Origin of the sequence: Kitasatospora sp. NPDC098652, from assembly GCF_044760155.1 — a bacterium.
Lineage (GTDB): Bacteria > Actinomycetota > Actinomycetes > Streptomycetales > Streptomycetaceae > Kitasatospora.
On sequence record NZ_JBIWAQ010000012.1, the window covers coordinates 1 to 17,001 of the forward strand.

Annotated in this window: 11 protein-coding genes and 1 rRNA gene; 4 read left to right on the forward strand and 8 right to left on the reverse strand. The window is 72.9% G+C overall.

The genetic code is table 11. The features are described 5' to 3' along the window. The 5 genes from ACIQWA_RS24425 to ACIQWA_RS24445 all read right to left on the reverse strand — a co-directional run. Nucleotides 1-92: ribosomal RNA gene (locus ACIQWA_RS24425) — 16S ribosomal RNA — on the reverse strand; the annotation flags it as partial. Between the two features lie 532 nt (nt 93-624). Next, nucleotides 625-1,299 carry a nucleoside/nucleotide kinase family protein gene (locus ACIQWA_RS24430; RefSeq protein ID WP_402485718.1) on the reverse strand — a complete coding sequence of 225 codons (675 nt, stop codon included), beginning with the start codon at nt 1,297-1,299 and terminating at the stop codon, nt 625-627. A 39-nt stretch (nt 1,300-1,338) separates the two neighbouring features. Next, nucleotides 1,339-2,325 carry an LD-carboxypeptidase gene (locus ACIQWA_RS24435; protein ID WP_402485720.1) on the reverse strand — a complete coding sequence of 329 codons (987 nt, stop codon included), beginning with the start codon at nt 2,323-2,325 and terminating at the stop codon, nt 1,339-1,341. Nucleotides 2,326-2,538: 213 nt separating this feature from the next. Further along, nucleotides 2,539-3,636, reverse strand: a complete 1,098-nt coding sequence (gene trpS, locus ACIQWA_RS24440; RefSeq protein WP_402485722.1) for a tryptophan--tRNA ligase — start codon at nt 3,634-3,636, stop codon at nt 2,539-2,541. A gap of 192 nt (nt 3,637-3,828) precedes the next feature. Next, a complete protein-coding gene (locus ACIQWA_RS24445) occupies nt 3,829-5,292 on the reverse strand; it encodes an APC family permease (protein WP_402485724.1) in 1,464 nt (487 codons plus the stop codon). A gap of 331 nt (nt 5,293-5,623) precedes the next feature. Between ACIQWA_RS24445 and ACIQWA_RS24450 the strand changes: the two genes are divergently transcribed. Continuing rightward, nucleotides 5,624-6,766: an ABC transporter substrate-binding protein gene (locus ACIQWA_RS24450; protein ID WP_402485727.1), complete on the forward strand. Its 1,143-nt coding sequence runs from the start codon at nt 5,624-5,626 to the stop codon at nt 6,764-6,766. A 138-nt stretch (nt 6,767-6,904) separates the two neighbouring features. Then, nucleotides 6,905-8,167 carry a hypothetical protein gene (locus tag ACIQWA_RS24455; RefSeq protein ID WP_402485730.1) on the forward strand — a complete coding sequence of 421 codons (1,263 nt, stop codon included), beginning with the start codon at nt 6,905-6,907 and terminating at the stop codon, nt 8,165-8,167. Here ACIQWA_RS24455 and ACIQWA_RS24460 read toward each other — a convergent pair. Beyond that, nucleotides 8,149-8,670, reverse strand: a complete 522-nt coding sequence (locus ACIQWA_RS24460) for an NUDIX hydrolase (RefSeq protein WP_402485732.1) — start codon at nt 8,668-8,670, stop codon at nt 8,149-8,151. The genes ACIQWA_RS24455 and ACIQWA_RS24460 overlap by 19 nt on opposite strands. A gap of 135 nt (nt 8,671-8,805) precedes the next feature. Here ACIQWA_RS24460 and ACIQWA_RS24465 point away from each other — a divergent pair, with 135 nt between their 5' ends. Beyond that, nucleotides 8,806-9,738: an ATP-grasp domain-containing protein gene (locus tag ACIQWA_RS24465; protein ID WP_402485733.1), complete on the forward strand. Its 933-nt coding sequence runs from the start codon at nt 8,806-8,808 to the stop codon at nt 9,736-9,738. 59 nt (nt 9,739-9,797) lie between these two features. On the opposite strand, the gene ACIQWA_RS24470 is transcribed toward ACIQWA_RS24465, so the two are convergent. Next, the gene (locus tag ACIQWA_RS24470; RefSeq protein ID WP_402485736.1) at nt 9,798-13,886 is read right to left on the reverse strand and encodes an ABC transporter transmembrane domain-containing protein; all 4,089 of its coding nucleotides are present in this window, start codon (nt 13,884-13,886) and stop codon (nt 9,798-9,800) included. 405 nt (nt 13,887-14,291) lie between these two features. Continuing rightward, nucleotides 14,292-14,966 carry a TetR/AcrR family transcriptional regulator gene (locus tag ACIQWA_RS24475; protein WP_402485739.1) on the reverse strand — a complete coding sequence of 225 codons (675 nt, stop codon included), beginning with the start codon at nt 14,964-14,966 and terminating at the stop codon, nt 14,292-14,294. A 133-nt stretch (nt 14,967-15,099) separates the two neighbouring features. On the opposite strand from ACIQWA_RS24475, the gene ACIQWA_RS24480 reads away from it, so the two are divergent. Further along, nucleotides 15,100-16,842 (forward strand): carboxyl transferase domain-containing protein, encoded by a 1,743-nt coding sequence (locus ACIQWA_RS24480; RefSeq protein WP_402485743.1) that lies wholly within the window; start codon nt 15,100-15,102, stop codon nt 16,840-16,842. The last annotated feature ends 159 nt before the right edge of the window (nt 16,843-17,001 follow it).

A 17,001-nucleotide genomic window follows, 5' to 3' on the forward strand; every position in this document is an offset into this window, starting at 1 on the left:
CTGATCCACCCCGAAGGGCTTCACCGTTCGACTTGCATGTGTTAAGCACGCCGCCAGCGTTCGTCCTGAGCCAGGATCAAACTCTCCGTGAATGTATACCGGTCTATCCGGTCCACACCCGCGTTGAGCGGCACGGCAACCACCGGAATAGGGCGGTCCCGCGCACTGCGTCCTCGCTAGTGTTTGTTTCAAAAGGAATCTCCAACCCCAGGAAACCTGAGGCCGGGGATGTCAACATATCTGGCGTTGACTTTTGGCACGCTGTTGAGTTCTCAAGGAACGGACGCTTCCTTCGGGCCGCCTTCCAGCGGGCCCTCCGGGCGCTTCGTTCTTTCGTGTTTCCAGCTTATCAGATGTTTTCCGCTCCGTTTTCCGGGGCTTCGTCATCCAACTCGCCGGTGTCTTCTGCGGCTTGACGCCCCGTCCGACGTTTCAAACTCTAGCCGAACCCCGCTCCGAAAAGCGAATCCAGCCGCAATCCGATAAAACGCACACGCCGAATAAGCACCGAGCCGAGACGCGCAAAAGCGAAACGACCGGCACGAACCGGAAGTGGTGATTCAGGGGATTGGCCGCTCCGGGACCGTCCGCGCCGATGCGTGTCCGGTGCTCCCTGCCGAGCGACTAGGAAACACTACCCCTCTCCGGTGCCTGGAGCAAACGCGTTCCGGGGACGGTCCGGGTGCAGAGCGCCCGGCCCTGCTTCACGTACTCGCCGTTGGGGTGGTCGTTGCCGGTGACCCAGCGCAGGGCGGTGGCCTCGTCCCGGCCGCCGTCGCGGTGGCGGCGGAGCAGCCGCTCCTCGCGGACGGTGTCGTCGGTGTCGACGTACCAGAGCTCGCGCAGCAGCCGACGGGCCTCCGGCCACGGGGCGTCCGCGGAGGCGAGGTAGTTGCCCTCGGTGATGACCAGCCGGGTGTGCGGGCGGACGACGTGGCGGGCCGCGACCGGTTCGTCCAAGGTGCGGTCGAAGTCGGGAACGTAGATGTCCTGGAACCGGTCGGCCGCGACCCTGCGCAGCAGGGCGACGTAGCCGTGGGCGTCGAAGGTGGCCGGGGCGCCCTTGCGGTGGGTCAGGCCGAGGCGGTCGAGCTGGGCCGTGGAGAGGTGGAAGCCGTCCAGCGGGAGGTACGCGGCGGTGCCGGGGCCCTCGGCGCGTTCGACCTCGGCGACCAGGTGCCGGGCGAGGGTGGACTTGCCGGCTCCGGGCGGGCCGACAAGTCCGAGGATCGTACGGGCGTTGCTGCCCGGGCCGCGGAGGAGTCCGAGGGCAAGGGCGGTGAGGCGGTCCTCGTTCATGGCCGCACCCTACTCACTGGCCCGGGGCCGACGGCCGACTCAGGCGGGAGCGGAGGCGGGGTCGGGAGAAGAGGCGGGAACGAGGGCGGGCAGCTCCAGGGTGAGCGTGCCGGCGTCCGCGTCGAGCAGGGCGGGGACGCCGAGCGGGACGGTCAGGGTGGACGGGCAGTGGCCGAAACCCAGTTCCCAGAGCACGGGCACGCCGAGGCCGCCGAGACGGTCGAGCATCACGTCCCGGACCCGTTCGGGCCGCCCGCAGCCCTCCCAGGAGCCGAGGGCTATGCCGGCCACGCCGTCCAGGGCGCCGGAGCGCAGGAACTGGGTGAGCAGCCGGTCGAGCTGGTACTGGTGCTCGTTGACGTCTTCGAGGACCAGGATGCGGCCCGCGTAGGAGGGGCGGGCGGCGGGCGTGCCGCGTTCGGCGACGAGTACGTGGAGGCAACCTCCGGCGGTGATGCCCCGGGCGCGGCCGGGGACGAGCGGGCCGGCGGTGGGCGAGGTGAGGACGGTGGTGGCGGCGGGCTCGAAGAGGGTCCGGCGCAGGTGCTCGGCGGTGGGGCCGTCCTCGACGAAGGAGGCGGCGGCGGCCATCGGCCCGTACAGGGTGGCGAGGCCGAGGCGCTGGGCGAAGGCCTCGTGCAGGGAACTGACGTCGCTGAACCCGATGAGGAGCTTGGGGCGGGCGGCGCGCATGGCGGTCCAGTCGAGCAGGTCGACGATTCGGTGGACGCCGTAGCCGCCGCGGGCGCAGATGACGGCGTCGACGTCGGGGTCGAGCCACGCGTCCTGGACGTCGGCGGCGCGGTCGGCGTCGCTGCCGGCCAGGTAGCCGAGGGTGGGGTGGGTGTCGAGGACGTGCGGGGCGACGGTGACGCGCAGCCCCCAGGATCGGAGGATCTCGCAGCCGACGGCGAGTCGCCCGGCGTCGATCGGGCCGCTGGGGGCGACGACGGCGATGTGGTCGCCGGGGCGCAACTGCCGCGGGCGGGTCAGTCCCTGGCCGGGCGTGGTCGGTTGCTGGTCCATGGACCGGACCTTTCGGGGAAGGGGCGGGCTGTGGGCGGCCTCGGGGTGTGGTCGAGGCCGCCCGGTGACGATATGCCCGCGGGTCGACCGGCCGATGTCCGCGGCCGGGCGCGCCCCGGGCGGGCCGTCGACGAGCGGCCCCTGGACGAGCGGACCCTGGACGAGCGGACCGCGGACGGCCCGCGGTGGGGCGCCGACCGGCTTGATGACCCTTCAGATCGCGCCCATCACCTCCCGCACCTCGGCGAGGGTGGCGTCGGCGATGGCGTTGGCCCGCTCCGCGCCCTCGCGCAGGACCTGCCGCAGGTGGCCGCGGTCGGCGGCGAGCTCGGCGCGGCGGGCGCGCAGCGGGCGGAAGTACTCGTTGACGGAGTCTATGACGGTGCGCTTGAGGGCGGCCGCACCGCCGTCGCCGATCTCCTCGGCGATCGCCTCCGGGTCGCGGTCCTGGCAGAGCGCCGCGAGCAGGACGAGGCCGGACACCTCCGGGCGGCCGACCGGGTCGTAGCTGATGCGGCGGTCGGCGTCGGTCTTCGCGCCGCGGATGGTCCGGGCGGTGGCGTCCTCGTCGGCGCCGAGGGCGACGGCGTTGCCACGGCTCTTGCTCATCTTGCCGCCGTCGGTGCCGAGCAGCATCGGGGCGTCGGAGAGCAGCGCCCGGGGGCGGGGGAAGACGGCGCTGCCGTCGGCGTGCGGGTAGCGCTCGTTGAAGCGGCGGGCGATGGTGCGGGCGACTTCGAGGTGGGGCAGCTGGTCCTGGCCGACCGGGACGAGGTCGGCCTTGCAGAACAGGATGTCGGCGGCCTGGTGGACGGGGTAGGTGAACATCAGCCCGTTCACGGCGGCCTGACTGGAGTGGGCGATCTCGTCCTTGACGGTGGGGTTGCGGCTGAGTTCGGCGACGCTCACCAGACTGAGGAAGGGCAGCAGCAGCTGGTTGAGGGCGGGGACGGCGCTGTGGGCGAAGATCGTGGCCCGTTCGGGGTCGAGGCCGGCGGCGAGGTAGTCGAGGACGAGGTTCTCGGTGTGTTCGGCGAGCCGGTCGGCGATGTCGCGGTCGGTGATGACCTGGTAGTCGGCGACCAGGACGAACATCTCGACGCCCTGGTCCTGCAGCCGGACCCGGTTCTGCAGGGTGCCGAAGTAGTGGCCGAGGTGGAGCGGGCCGGTGGGGCGGTCGCCGGTCAGCACCCGGTGGGAGGACGGGTCGTCGATCCGGTCCTGGGCGGTGCGGTCGGACGTGCCCGCGGTCAGGGCAGCGGTGCTTGCGGTGCTTGCAGTGCTTGCAGTGGCGGTGGCACTGGTGGTCATCGGGTTTCTCCCTCGGTACGGCGGCGGTGGCGGCCGTCCGGGGCGAGGGGCCCGTCCCGTGGGGAAACGCGACAGGGCCGTCCATCCCGGACGGCCCTGTGGTCAGGCGAATGGGGTGGCCGTCCTAGGACGGCCACCAGCACAGGCCCACGAAGCTCTTCACGGCTGCAACGATAACTCCGGTCCCCGGTGTCAGTCCTCCACGACCAGGGCCCGGGTGTCCTCGCGCAGCGTCTCGCCGCGGAAGAACTCCGGGCGGACCCGGCCGTACCAGGTCATCAGCGCGGCGCCGAGCAGCAGGATGCCGACGCCGATCACGAACACCGAGCCGATGCCGAACACCGCGCCGCTGCCGTAGTCGGGGGACCAGGCGTCGGTCAGGGTCTGGAGGAAGACGGCGCTCAGCAGCAGGCCGCCGAGCAGCGGGGCGACGCCCTTGAGCAGCAGGTCGCGCAGGCTGGCGCGGAGCGAGTGGCGGAAGTACCGGACACAGGAGAAAGCGGTCAGCGCGTAGTAGAAGCAGATCATCAGACCGAGCGCCAGGATGGTGTCCTGGACGACGTTCTCGCTGATCAGGCTCATGCCGACGTAGAAGACGGCGGTGGCCAGGCCGGCCGCGACGGTGGCGTAGCCGGGCGTGCGGAACCGCGGGTGGACGGTGCCGAAGCGCGGCGGCACGGCGCGGTAGGCGCTCATCGCGAGCAGGGTGCGGGCCACCGGGATGAAGGTGGTCTGCAGGCTCGCGGCGGCGCTGGCGACGACGGCCAGGAACAGCAGGATGCTCCACGGCGAGCCGAGCACCGGGCGGGCGAGCGCGGCGAAGACGTTGTCGGCCGTCGCCGGGTTGCCGAGGCCGTTGCCGGTGCTGCCGACGCCCGCGAACATCTGGGCGGAGACCGCGACCAGCAGGTACGAGCCGACCAGGGTGACCATGGAGACCATCGCGGCCCGGCCCGGGGTCTTGGCGCTGCCGAGGGTCTCCTCGTTCATGGTGAGGCAGGTGTCCCAGCCCCAGTACATGAAGATGGACAGCGACAGGCCGGCGGTGAACGCGCTGAACGAGCCGACCTGGAGCGGGTCGAGCCAGGAGGACGAGAAGCCGATCGAGTCGGGCAGGTCCCCGGCGGCGGCCTTGCCGATGGCGATGGCCGAGAAGAGCAGCAGCACGGCCAGCTGGAGGCCCACCAGGCCGTACTGGAACCACTTGGTGGCCGTCATCCCCCGGTAGCTCATCGCGGTGGCACCGGCGATGAGCAGCACCACGGTGAGCAGGTGGACGGCCTTGTGCTGGTCGAGTCCGGCGATCCAGCTGCTGCCGGTCATCTCACCGAGCATCAGGTAGAGGAACTCCGTCGCCACCCCGGCCAGGTTGGAGAGCACGATGATGGTGGCGACGGTCAGTCCCCAGCCGGCCATCCAGCCGACCCGGGGGCCGAAGGCCCTGACCGTCCAGGTGAAGGACGTACCGCAGTCCGGGAAGTCCTTGTTCAGCTCCTTGTACGCGAACGCGACGAGCAGCATCGGCAGGAAGCCGGCCAGGAACACGGCCGGCATCTGGACCCCGACCGCGGTGACCGTCGGTCCGAGCGTCGCGGTCAGGCAGTACACCGGGGCGACCGTCGAGACGCCCAGCACCACGCTGCCCAGCAGGCCCACCGAGTTGCCCCGTAGACCCTTGTCCCCCGCTCCCCCAGCCGTCCCCGGTTCGGGAACGCCACCACTGGTGCCACTGACCGGGGCACCCTGCGGAGCACCGGGCGCCGTTGCCCGGCCGCTGCTTGTGTGCTCTGAGAGCTGCTGATCAAACACCAGCGCACTCTAAGGCGCGCGAAGAAGGTTGAATAGACCAACTCTTGGTGATTTTATGCACTTACGATGACCTTTGGCCCCTCGGTGACCACCCCCGTGCGGAGGGTGCGCGCGGCGGCGAGATAGGTTTGCCTCACCTAACCTCGACCGTCCGGTCCCGACCGTGAAGGAGCGTCGCGTGGCCCCCGACTCCGACGATTCGAACCTGGCCCTCGTCCTCACCCCCGCCCCCCGCACCCCCAGCCGACGCCGCTTCCTCACCGCCGGAGTGACCGGCGCCGCCGTGCTCGGCCTCGGCGGGCTCCTCGCCGCCTGCGGCAGCTCGGGCGGGTCCGGCGGGTCCGGCGGGTCCGGCGGCAACGGCGGCGGCGCGAAGCCGGGCAGCGGCGGCTCGCCGGACCAGAAGTCGGTCAAGCAGGGCGGCGATGACTACGCCACCGTCATCGAGAAGATGAAGGGCTTCGGGACCGACGCCGCCCCCGGCGTCTACCCGCGCACCGTCAAGCACGCCATGGGCGAGACCGTCATCCCCGCCAAGCCCACCCGGGTCGTGGTGCTGGACACCGGTGAGCTCGACAACGTCGTCTCGCTCGGCATCCAGCCGGTCGGCGTCGTCCACGCCGACGCTTCCAAGTCGCTGCCCTCCTACCTGAAGGACAAGGCGGGCAACCCGGCCGCCGTCGGCACCATCAACAGCCTCAACCTGGAGGCGATCGCGGCGCTCAAGCCCGACCTGATCCTCGGCAGCCAGCTGCGCGCCCAGGACCAGTACGCCCAGCTGTCGAAGATCGCGCCGACCGTCTTCTCACTGCGTCCCGGCTACCCGTGGAAGCAGAACTTCCTGCTCAACGCCAGCCCCTTCGGCCTGCAGGCACAGGCCCAGGCGCAGCTCGACGCCTACCAGGCCGCCGCCACCGCGATCGGCGCCGGGCTCGGCGGCAAGCGGCCCACCATCACGCCGCTGCGCTTCATGCCCGGCCGGACCAGGCTCTACGCCGAACTCTCGTTCATCGGCACCGTCCTCACCGACGTGCCGCTGCCGCAGCCCGCGATCGAGCAGGTCAAGGAACTCGCGGTGGAGGTCAGCCCGGAACAGATCGACAAGGCCGACGCCGACTGGATCTTCTACGGCGTGTACGGCAGCCCCAGTTCGACCAACCAGGACGCGGTGCTGGGCGGGGCGCTCTGGAAGACGCTCGGGGCGGTCAAGTCCGGTCAGGCGCGGCCTGTTTCGGACGAGACCTGGTTCCTCGGGCTCGGCGTGACGGCGGCCAACGCGGTGCTTTCCGACCTCAAGGGCTTCGTCGCGTCCGGGAGTTGAGCCGATACGCCCGGTAGGGGCCGCCGCCGGTCGCCCGGCGATCACGGCGTGCTCCCGGGCACACGCGCGGAAATGGCGCTTGGAGCTGGTGGCGCGGTGCGGGAGGATCGTCGGGACCGTCCCCCGAAGGGCCCGCCGATGACCTCGCTCCACCCCGGTTCCACCGACCCCGCCCCGCCCGGACTGCCCGGCCCGTCCGGGCCCTCTGCGGACGGTGCCGGCTCCTCGCCCCCGGCCGATGTGCCCCGGCCGCCCGGCGCGGGGGCTCCGCTCTGCTCGATCGCGACGGCGGCCGACGGCGGCGCGACCGGCGCCCCCGGCACCCCCGGCACCCCAGTCCGGCACGACACGGTGCCGCAGCCGCGCATGCCGGAGGACGTCGAAGCGCGGCTCCGGGAGGCGTTCGCCGCCCGGCTGCGAGCCGCGCGCGCCGAGGGGCGCTCGCTCGCCGAGCTGGCAGCCGCGTGCCGTAGGCCGGTGGCGGAGGTACGGGCGCTGCTCGGCGAGGCCGAGGCTGCGTCCGAGGCGGCGATCGAGGCGGCGTCCGAGTCCGAGGCCGACACCGGCGCCGGCACCGACGCCGGTACCGGTGCGGGTGCGGGCTCCGCCCCTGACCGGGCCGGGCCGGGGTTCGTCCGGTTCCAGCGGACCGCGGCACCCGCCGAGGGCAACCGGCCTGCGGCGGTGCCGCGTTCGGGGCGCGAGGAGCTCCGGATCCTCGGCTCGCGACGGCCGTCGCCGTCCCGCCGGCTGCGGCGGATGCACCCGCATACCGACCCGACCGGGCAGGAGGCGGCCGCACGGGAGACGGCCGCGACCGACCCGGCCGGTGCGGGGTGGGCAGGTACACCGGCAGGTGCACCGACCGGTGTACCGGGGACGGTGACCGATCACCCGGCCTCGGCGCCCCCGGCGCCGTCTGTCGCCTCGGCACCCGGCGCGCACACCGTGGACCGGGCCGGTGCCGGGGTCCGGATCGGGACCGGAGTGGGGATCGAAGGCTGGACCGCTGCCGGGACCGGCACCGAGGAGTTCCGGGCCGAACCACCGCTCGGCATCCTGATCGGCGGCAGCCCGGTCCGGTCGGACGCCGTCGGCCGCCCGGAGGAGCGGACACCGGTCCGGGTGGCGGCGGAGCCGATCCGGGTCGGGCGCGGGACCACCCTGGTCGTACTGCCCTCCTGGCGTCCCGCCATCGCCGTCTCGGTGTCGACCGAGCAGCTGATCACCGAGACCGGGCTCACCGCCGAGCAACTGGTCGGCGCCCGGCTGACGGTGCGGATGAACCCGTGGGCGCTGCACGACCGGGAGCTCGACCTGCACGGCTGGGAGCTCGGCCCGGTCGGGCCGGGCGGTCGGGCCGCCCGGCCCGGCGGGCGCGGTCAGGCATTCGGGATGTAACCGAGGTCGACGGGCACCGGAGGGCGCCCGTCAACCGCCCAGCCCGCGCGGACGGGCTCCAGCAACTCCGGTAGCCGGGGCGGCCAGAGCGCGTCCGCGTTCTCGTCGGCGAGCTCGGCCGGGGTCCACCACCGCCAGTCGAGGATCCGGTCCACGGCGTGCACCGCGCTGACATCGCCGACCGGGCCGCGGTGCGGTCCGCGGGTGAGGTAGATGTGCTCGTGCTGACGGACCGGGGTTCCGTGCCAGGTGAAGTCGTGCTCCCAGGTGCCGAGCAGCGGGCCCGGTTCGAGATCGGTCCAGCCGGTCTCCTCCCACAGTTCGCGCCGGGCGCCGACCCGCGGGGTCTCACCCCGTTCCAGCCCGCCGCCGGGCATGGTCCAGTGGACGCCGACCTCGTCGTTGTCCGAACGGAGCAGGAACACCGAGCCGTCGCCGTCCAGCACCACCGTACGGGCGGCCCGGCGCGGAACGCGTCTGTGCGGTCGCAGCAGTCTTCGCATCGGGACACTCTGACAGCGCCCGCACCGGGCGTCGACCGGATTCGCCGTCCCCGCACCCCACTTGGGAAGAACCGGGGCAACCGACCGCCGCCGGAGCGCAGCCGGGAACGGCCCGCTGGCCGTACCCTGACCGCCATGCCCGTACCCTCGATCCTCTTCCCCGCCGATCCGCTCAACCCGCGCCGGCCCGATCCGCACTTCGCCTGGGAGGCCCGGCTACTGCGGGAGTTGGGCGGCGAGCACCACCTCGTCGACCACGACGCACTGCTCGCCGGACACGCCGAGGAAGCGGTACGGCGGGTGCCCCCGGACTGCGGACCGCTCTGGTACCGGGGGTGGATGCTCCCCTCCGCGCGGTACGCCGGGTTCGCCGCCGCCCTCACCGCCCGCGGCGGCAACCTGCTGACCAGCGCGCCCGGCTACGCGGCGGCGCACGAACTGCCCGGCTGGTACGGGGTGTTCGAGGGCGCGACCCCGCCCAGCGTCTGGATCCCGTCCGACGGGACGACGGCCCCCACCCCGGCGGAACTGGCGGACGCCGTGGCCCGGCTCGGCGGCACCGGGCCGGCGATCGTGAAGGACTATGTGAAGTCCCGCAAGCACGAGTGGCACGAGGCCTGCTACGTACCGGAGTTGGCGGACCTGGCGGCCGTCGGGCGGGTGGTCGGGCGGTTCGTCGAGCTGCAGGGCGAGTCCCTGGCCGGCGGGGTGGTGCTGCGGCGGTACGAGGAGTTCGAGCGCGCCGACGGAACGGCCCGGAGCGTCGGCGGCACAGCGGAAGGCGCGGGCAGCGACGGGCGGGCGGTGGAGGTCCGGGTGTGGTGGCTCGACGGTCGGCCGATCCTGGTGGGCCCGCACCCGGACGCCCCGCACCAACGGGTCGAGCCCGACCTCACCCACGTCCCCGCGCTGGTGCGAAGACTCGGCTGCCGCTTCGTCACCACCGACCTCGCCAGCCGGGCCGACGGCTCCGGCTGGCGGGTGGTGGAGGTCGGGGACGGCCAGGTGAGCGACCTGCCGCGCGGCGTCGACGCCTCGGGCCTGCTGGCCTCACTGATCGCTGCCTGAGCGCGGCGCCCGACCCCAGGATCGCCGGACCGCATGGCTGCCGGACTCCCGGACCGCGGCTACCCGGCGGCGACCGTCTCGGCAGGGGCCGGGTGGCCGTCCGCGATGAACGCCTGCCAGAGCCGGGCGTACGTCCCGTCCAGGGCGAGCAGTTCGGTGTGGGTGCCGTCCTCGACCACCCGGCCGTGGTCCAGCACCACGACCCGGTCCGCGCGTTCGGCGGTGGTCAGCCGGTGGGCGATGACCAGGGTGGTGCGGCCCCCGCTGAGCCGGTCCGCGGCCTGGTTGACGGCTGCCTCGCTGGCCAGGTCGAGCGCCGCGGTGGCCTCGTCCAGCAGCAGGATGTCCGGGTCGACCAGTTCGGCCCGGGCCAGGGCGATCAGCTGGCGCTGACCGGCCGAGAGGTTGCGCCCGCGGCCGGCGACCTCGTGGTCGTAGCCGCCCGACAGTCCGACGATCATGTCGTGCGCGCCGACCGCCCGGGCCGCCGCCTCCACCTCGGCCGCCGAGGCGTCCGGGCGGCCGTAGGCGATCGCCTCGCGGACCGTGCCCGCGAACAGGTACGCCTCCTGCGGCACCACGCCCAGCCGGTGACGGTACTGGGCCAGGTCGTAGCGGGTGAGGTCCACCCCGTCGACCCGGACGGTGCCCTCGGTCGCGTCGTAGAACCGCGCGACCAGCTTCACCAGCGTCGACTTGCCCGCGCCGGTCTCGCCGACCAGCGCCACCGTCTGACCTGCGGGTATGTGCAGGTCGACGGCGCTGAGCACCTCCGGTGCGCCGTCCGCCCCGCCGTTGTAGGCGAAGCCGACGCCCTCGAAGCTGATCTCGCCGCGCAGCCCCTTCGGCACCGGGACCGGATCGGCCGCCGGGGCCGTGGTGGTCGGGGTGCGCAGCAGCTCACGGATCCGGCCGAGGCCCACCGAGGCCTGCTGGTAGCCGTCGAACACCTGCGACAGCTGGTTGACCGGGGCGAAGAACAGGTCGATGTAGAGCAGGTACGCGACCAGCGCACCGACCGTCAGCGTCCCCGCGTCCACCCGGGCGGCGCCCACGATCAGCACCAGTGCGGCGGCGACGCTGGAGAGGAACTGGACGAACGGGAAGTACAGCGAGATGTAGAACTGCGCCCGGACCCTGGCCTCCCGGTAGGCGATGCCGCGGGCCACGAAGCGGTCGGTGTTGGTGTCCAGACGGCGGAAGGCCTGGACGATCCGCATGCCGGCCACGTTCTCCTGGAGGTCGGCGTTGACGGTGCTGATCAGGTCGCGGGAACGCTCGTACTGGTCCTTGGACTTCTTCCGGAACACCAGGGTGGCGATCACCAGCAGCGGCAGCACGGCGAAGACCACCAGGGCCAGACCGGCGTCGATGATCAGCAGGGCCACGAAGATCCCGGCGAAGGTCAGCAGGCTGACCACCGCGGTGACCATTCCGGTCTGCAGGAAGGACGTCAGCGAGTCCAGGTCGGTGGTCATCCGGGTCATGATCCGGCCGGTCAACTCGCGCTCGTAGTAGTCCAGGCCGAGCCGGTTGAGGTGGGCGAAGATCTTGAGTCGGAGGGTGTAGAGCACCCGCTCACCGGTCCGGCCGCTGACCCGGTTCTCGGCGCTCTGCACCAGCCAGTCCAGCAGCACCACGACGAGGGCGGTGATCGAGGCGACCGCGACGCCGGCCATCAGGCCCTTGCGGACGCCCTCGTCGATCCCGTGCCGGATCAGCACCGGCAGCACCAGCCCGGCGGCCGCATCCAGGGTGACCAGCAGGAAGGCGATGAGCAGCGGGGTGCGGAAGGGGCGCAGCAGGCGGCCGAGGCTGAAGTCCGGGTCCCCGGCCTCGGCCTCGGCGCGGGGGACGGCGGGGGTGTCGGTGGCCGGCGGGAGGGCGGCGACCTTGGCCAGTAGCTCCGGGTCGGCGGTGCGGGCCGCCTTGGCGAGGGCGGGGGTGGGGAGTGCGGGGGTGGGGAGTTTGGGGGTCTGCGCGGTCGGCCGGTCCTTCTCCTCGGTCGGCGCGGGCTCGGCGCCGGGGGCGTCGGCGGCGGCGGAGCTGGGGGCGGCGTCAACGGCGGAGGCGGCGTCAACGTGGGCGGCGGAGCCAGCGGGGGTGTCGAGGGCAGGCCCGGGCTGCGGCTCGGGTGTGCGGCCGGCTTCCGGGTCGGTGATCAGGGCCCGGTACTGGGGACATCGGGCTTCGAGTTCCTCGTGCGTGCCGAGGTCCAGCAGTCGGCCGTGGTCCAGGACCGCGATCCGGTCGGCGAGTTGGAGGGTCGAGCGCCGGTGGGCGATCAGCAGGGTGGTGCGGCCGGTCATCACCGAGCGCAGCGCGTCGTGGATCTCCGCCTCGACCTGCGGGTCGACCGCCGAGGTGGCGTCGTCCAGCAGCAGGATCCGGGGGTCGGTGAGGATCGCCCGGGCCAGGGCGATGCGCTGGCGCTGGCCCCCGGAGAGGGTCAGGCCCTGCTCCCCGACCTTGGTCTCGTAGCCGTCCGGCAGCGCGCGGACGAACTCGTCGGCCTGGGCGGCGCGCGCGGCGGCGACGATCTGCTCGTCGGTGGCGTCCGGACGGCCGTAGGCGATGTTGGTGCGGACCGACTCGGAGAAGAGGAAGCTCTCCTCAGGCACGATGCCGACGGCGGCACGGACCGAGTCCAGGGTGAGGTCGCGCAGGTCGTGGCCGTAGAGGCGGACGGCGCCGCCCGCCGGGTCGTAGAAGCGGGGCACCAGCTGGGCCACCGTCGACTTGCCGGAGCCGGACGCGCCCACCAGGGCGAGGGTCTCGCCGGGGGCCAGCGCGAGGGTGAGCCCGTGCAGCACCGGGGCCGGGTGCTCGGGGTCGTAGCGGAACTCGACCCGGTCGAACTCCAGGGCGACGTCGGGGGTACGGGGACCGACGGTGCCGGCCGGGGCATCGTCCGGGGCGCCCTTCGGGCGATCAGCCGCGGAGTCGGCGGGGGTGTCGGCGGAGCTGGTCGGGGAGGTGGTGCCGTCCCGCGTCAGGTCCAGGGTGAGCGCGTCCGGGCGCTCCTGGACCAGCGGGCGCTCGTCGATCAGTTGCAGGACCCGCTCGACGCCGGCCCGGGCTTGCTGGCCGACCGTGATGACCATGGTCAGCATCCGCACCGGGCCGGTCATCTGGGCGACGTAGGTGGAGAAGGCGACGAAGGTCCCGAGCGTGACCCGACCGTCGACGGCCAGCCAGCCGCCGAAGGCCAGCACCGCGACCTGGGCCAGGGCCGGGATCGCCTGCATCGCCGGGTTGTAGCGGGCGTTGAGGCGGATCGACCGGAGCCGGGCGGCGAACAGGTTGCGGGAGACCAGCTCCAGCTTGTCCTGCTCCTGCGCCTCCTGGCCGAAGCCCTTGACCACCCGGACCCCGCCGATCGCGCCGTCCACCACGCCCGCGACGGCGGCCGCCTCCTGCTGGGCGGCCCAGGTGGCCGGGAACAGGCGCTTGCGACTGCGCCCGCTGACCCACCACAGCGCGGGGGCCATGACCACGGCTATCAGGGTCAGCGGCGGGGACAGCCAGACCATCACGCCCAGCGACATCACGAACATCAGCAGGTAGCCGGTCATCATCGGCAGCATCGAGAGCAGGCCGTTGATCAGCTGGAGGTCGGAGGTCGCGCGCCCCACCACCTGGCCGGTGTCCAGGCGGTCCTGACGGTGGCCGTCGAGCCGGCCGAGCGAGCGGAACAGGTCGCTGCGCATGTCGTGCTGGACGTCGAGGGCCAGCTGGCCGCCGTAGTAGCGACGGACCTGGGTGCAGCCGAAGACCACGACGGCGGCGAGCAGCAGCACCACCGCCCACGGGGTCAGCGAGCGGGTGTGGGCGACGATGACGTCATCGATGATCAGCTTGGTGACCAGCGGCACCATCGCGGTGACGGCCATGCCGACCAGCGAGGCGCCGAAGGCGAGCAGCAGGCTGCGGCGGGACCGCCAGCTGTAGCCGATCAGGCGGCGCAGCCAGCCGTCGGCCCGGGCGGTCGCGCCCTCGGCCGGGTCCGGGCTCGGGGTGGCGGCCACCTCCGGCGCAGGGCGTGCTTCGGTGGCCCTCGGGCCGTTGCCGGGGGCCACCGGGTCGGGGCCGGGGGCCGGTTGGCCGCTCGGTGATTGCTCCACCATGGATCCGTGAGTCTCGGGCATATTTAGGGATGCTAACCATTTCGTCGGGTGGCCGCCACGGCATTTCCGGCCGCGCGAGGCGTTCGGAAGTGACTCCGGTACGGCCCGGATCGTCCGGTCCGGCGACTGGGCAACAGCTCGCGGCCTGCGGTGATTCCCGACCCGAACACAGCTGCGGCCCGACGCTCCGGCCCTTCCCCCAGGGTCACCCGAGAACCCGGCGTGCGCCCAGCGCCCCGGGGGCGGGCAGGCACCGTCCTTTGGACCTAGCACCGTCCTTTGGACTAGGGCCGGGGACGGTACCGGGTCGGCGCCCCCGGCAGCTCCACCGGAACGGTCGGAGGCGGACGGCGGCGACCAAGAAGAACAGACGGGAGCGGACGGAAAGGGACGGGAAGCGGCAGGAGCGGACGAGAACGAACGGGCCTATGCGGGCCCGGCCCCCCGGTCGGCACCCGTGGAGCCAGCCGCAGCCACGGACTCGGCGGCCGCGGCGAAGGCACCGTGGGCGAGGGTGTGCAGCAGCGCGGCCATGTCGCCGCGCTGCAGGCCGGCGCGCTCGCCCTGGGCCGGATTCGGGCCGACGCTGTGCGGGGTCGAGTTGATCAGCCCGAAGACCGCGTGCACGGCGGCCCGCGCGACCGGCTCCGCGCCGGGATCGGCGAGCGACGGGTGGGCCTGCCGGACCACGTCCACCCACAGCTCGACGTAGCCGCGCTGGAGCCGCCGGACGGTGCGGCGGTCCTCCTCCTTGAGGTTCAGCAGTTCGCGGTCGTGCAGGGTGATCAGGTCGCGGTCGTTCAGGGCGAAGTCGACGTGGCCGCTGATCAGGGCGTCCAGGGTGGCGGCCGGACCGTCGCCGCCGCCCGCCCGGCGACGCCCCTCCTCCAGCAGGCGCTCGCTGATGCCGATCAGCAGGTCGGCCAGCATCGCGTCCTTGCCGGCGAAGTGGCGGTAGAGGCCGGGGCCACTGATGCCGACGGCCTTGCCGATCTCGTCCACACCCACGCCGAGGAAGCCCCGGGCGGCGAACAGTCGCGCGGCCTCCCGGCGGATCTGGTCGCGGCGTGGGAGCGCGGAGGCGGTGGGGACGTTCGGCATGCCGCCCATCGTAGACAGTCGGGTTATCGGCCGTTAACCTGGGCGCGTAAGTTAACGTTAATTAACGTGAGGATCAGGGGCGCACCGTACTCGGCCCGCCCGCCTGCTGCCGAGGGCAAGGGAGCTCTTGGGAATGGTCATCTCAACCACCGGTGCCTCCTCCGGCGTCCGGTTCAGCGCAGCGACCGGCGCCGCGTCGGCACCGGGTGCCACAGCACCGATTGCCACAGCACCGATTGCCACAGCACCGGGAGCCGCCGCTCCGGCACCCCGGCTCGGCACCTCCGCCGACCCGGGTTCCGCGGCCTTCCGGGCCAACACCGAGGCGCACCGGGCCCTGGTCGCCGAGCTGCGCGCCAAGCTCGACGCCGCCGCCCTCGGCGGGGGCGCCAAGGCGCGCGCCCGGCACACCTCGCGCGGCAAGCTCCTCCCCCGCGACCGGGTGGACACCCTGCTCGACCCGGCCTCGCCCTTCCTGGAGCTGGCCCCGCTGGCCGCCGACGGGATGTACGACGGGGCGGCGCCCGCGGCCGGGGTGATCGCCGGCATCGGCCGGGTCGCCGGACGCGAGGTGGTGGTGGTCGCCAACGACGCCACCGTCAAGGGCGGCACCTACTACCCGATGACGGTGAAGAAGCACCTGCGCGCCCAGGAGGTCGCGCTGGAGAACCGCCTCCCCTGCATCTACCTGGTGGACTCCGGTGGTGCCTTCCTCCCGATGCAGGACGAGGTCTTCCCGGACCGCGACCACTTCGGCCGGATCTTCTACAACCAGGCCCGGCTCTCGGCCGCGGGCATCCCGCAGATCGCCGCCGTGCTCGGCTCCTGCACGGCCGGCGGCGCGTACGTCCCGGCGATGAGCGACCAGGCGGTGATCGTCCGCAACCAGGGCACGATCTTCCTGGGCGGACCGCCGCTGGTGAAGGCCGCGACCGGCGAGGTGGTCACCGCCGAGGAGCTGGGCGGCGGCGAACTGCACTCCCGCACCTCGGGCGTGACCGACCACCTGGCCGAGGACGACGCCCACGCCCTCTCCATCGTCCGCACCATCGTGTCCGAGCTCGGCCCGCGCACGCCCAGGCCGTGGCCGCTCACCGCGGCCGAGCCGCCGGCCGTCGACCCGGCCGGCCTGTACGGGGCCGTCCCGGTCGACCCGCGCACGCCCTACGACGTGCGCGAGGTGATCGCCCGACTGGTCGACGGCAGCCGCTTCGCCGAGTTCAAGGCCGAGTACGGCGCGACCCTGGTCACCGGCTTCGCCCGGATTCACGGCCACCCGGTCGGCATCGTCGCCAACAACGGTGTGCTGTTCTCCGAGTCGGCCGTCAAGGGCGCCCACTTCATCGAGTTGTGCGACCAGCGCGGCATCCCCCTCCTCTTCCTGCAGAACATCACCGGCTTCATGGTCGGTCGGCAGTACGAGGCGGGCGGCATCGCCAAGCACGGCGCCAAGATGGTCAACGCCGTGGCCTGCACCCGGGTCCCGAAGCTGACCGTGGTGATCGGCGGCTCGTACGGAGCCGGCAACTACTCGATGTGCGGCCGGGCCTACTCACCCCGCTTCCTGTGGATGTGGCCGGGCGCCAAGATCTCCGTAATGGGCGGCGAGCAGGCGGCCTCCGTGCTGGCCACCGTCCGCCGCGACCAGTTGGAGGCGCGCGGCGAGGAGTGGCCGGGCGAGGCGGAGGAGGAGTTCAAGCGCCCGGTCCGCGAGCAGTACGAGCGCCAGGGCAGCGCCTACTACGCCACCGCCCGGCTATGGGACGACGGCGTGATCGACCCGATGGACACCCGCACCGTCGTCGGCCTCGCCCTCACCGCCTGTGCCAACGCCCCGCTGGCGCCGCCCGCTCCGTTCGGTGTCTTCCGCATGTGACCGCTCCGGGGCGGCCGCCCCGGTGCGGCCACTCCGGTGCGAGCACTCCGGTGCACACTCCGCCGCCACCGCTGCGGTGACCCCGCTCTTCCGGGTGTGACTCCTGCGGCGCCGGTCCGACGACCGGGTCGGCGCCGCAACCGCCCACCGCCACCTCCT

What these genes read in the sequence shown, in the direction of transcription:
- ACIQWA_RS24475 (WP_402485739.1), bottom strand. Translation starts at nt 14,966, where the DNA reads ATGCCGAACGTCCCCACCGCCTCCGCGCTCCCACGCCGCGACCAGATC.
- ACIQWA_RS24460 (WP_402485732.1), bottom strand. Translation starts at nt 8,670, where the DNA reads ATGCGAAGACTGCTGCGACCGCACAGACGCGTTCCGCGCCGGGCCGCC.
- ACIQWA_RS24435 (WP_402485720.1), bottom strand. Translation starts at nt 2,325, where the DNA reads ATGGACCAGCAACCGACCACGCCCGGCCAGGGACTGACCCGCCCGCGG.
- ACIQWA_RS24430 (WP_402485718.1), bottom strand. Translation starts at nt 1,299, where the DNA reads ATGAACGAGGACCGCCTCACCGCCCTTGCCCTCGGACTCCTCCGCGGC.
- ACIQWA_RS24455 (WP_402485730.1), top strand. Translation starts at nt 6,905, where the DNA reads ATGACCTCGCTCCACCCCGGTTCCACCGACCCCGCCCCGCCCGGACTG.
- ACIQWA_RS24465 (WP_402485733.1), top strand. Translation starts at nt 8,806, where the DNA reads ATGCCCGTACCCTCGATCCTCTTCCCCGCCGATCCGCTCAACCCGCGC.
- trpS (WP_402485722.1), bottom strand. Translation starts at nt 3,636, where the DNA reads ATGACCACCAGTGCCACCGCCACTGCAAGCACTGCAAGCACCGCAAGC.
- ACIQWA_RS24470 (WP_402485736.1), bottom strand. Translation starts at nt 13,886, where the DNA reads ATGCCCGAGACTCACGGATCCATGGTGGAGCAATCACCGAGCGGCCAA.
- ACIQWA_RS24480 (WP_402485743.1), top strand. Translation starts at nt 15,100, where the DNA reads ATGGTCATCTCAACCACCGGTGCCTCCTCCGGCGTCCGGTTCAGCGCA.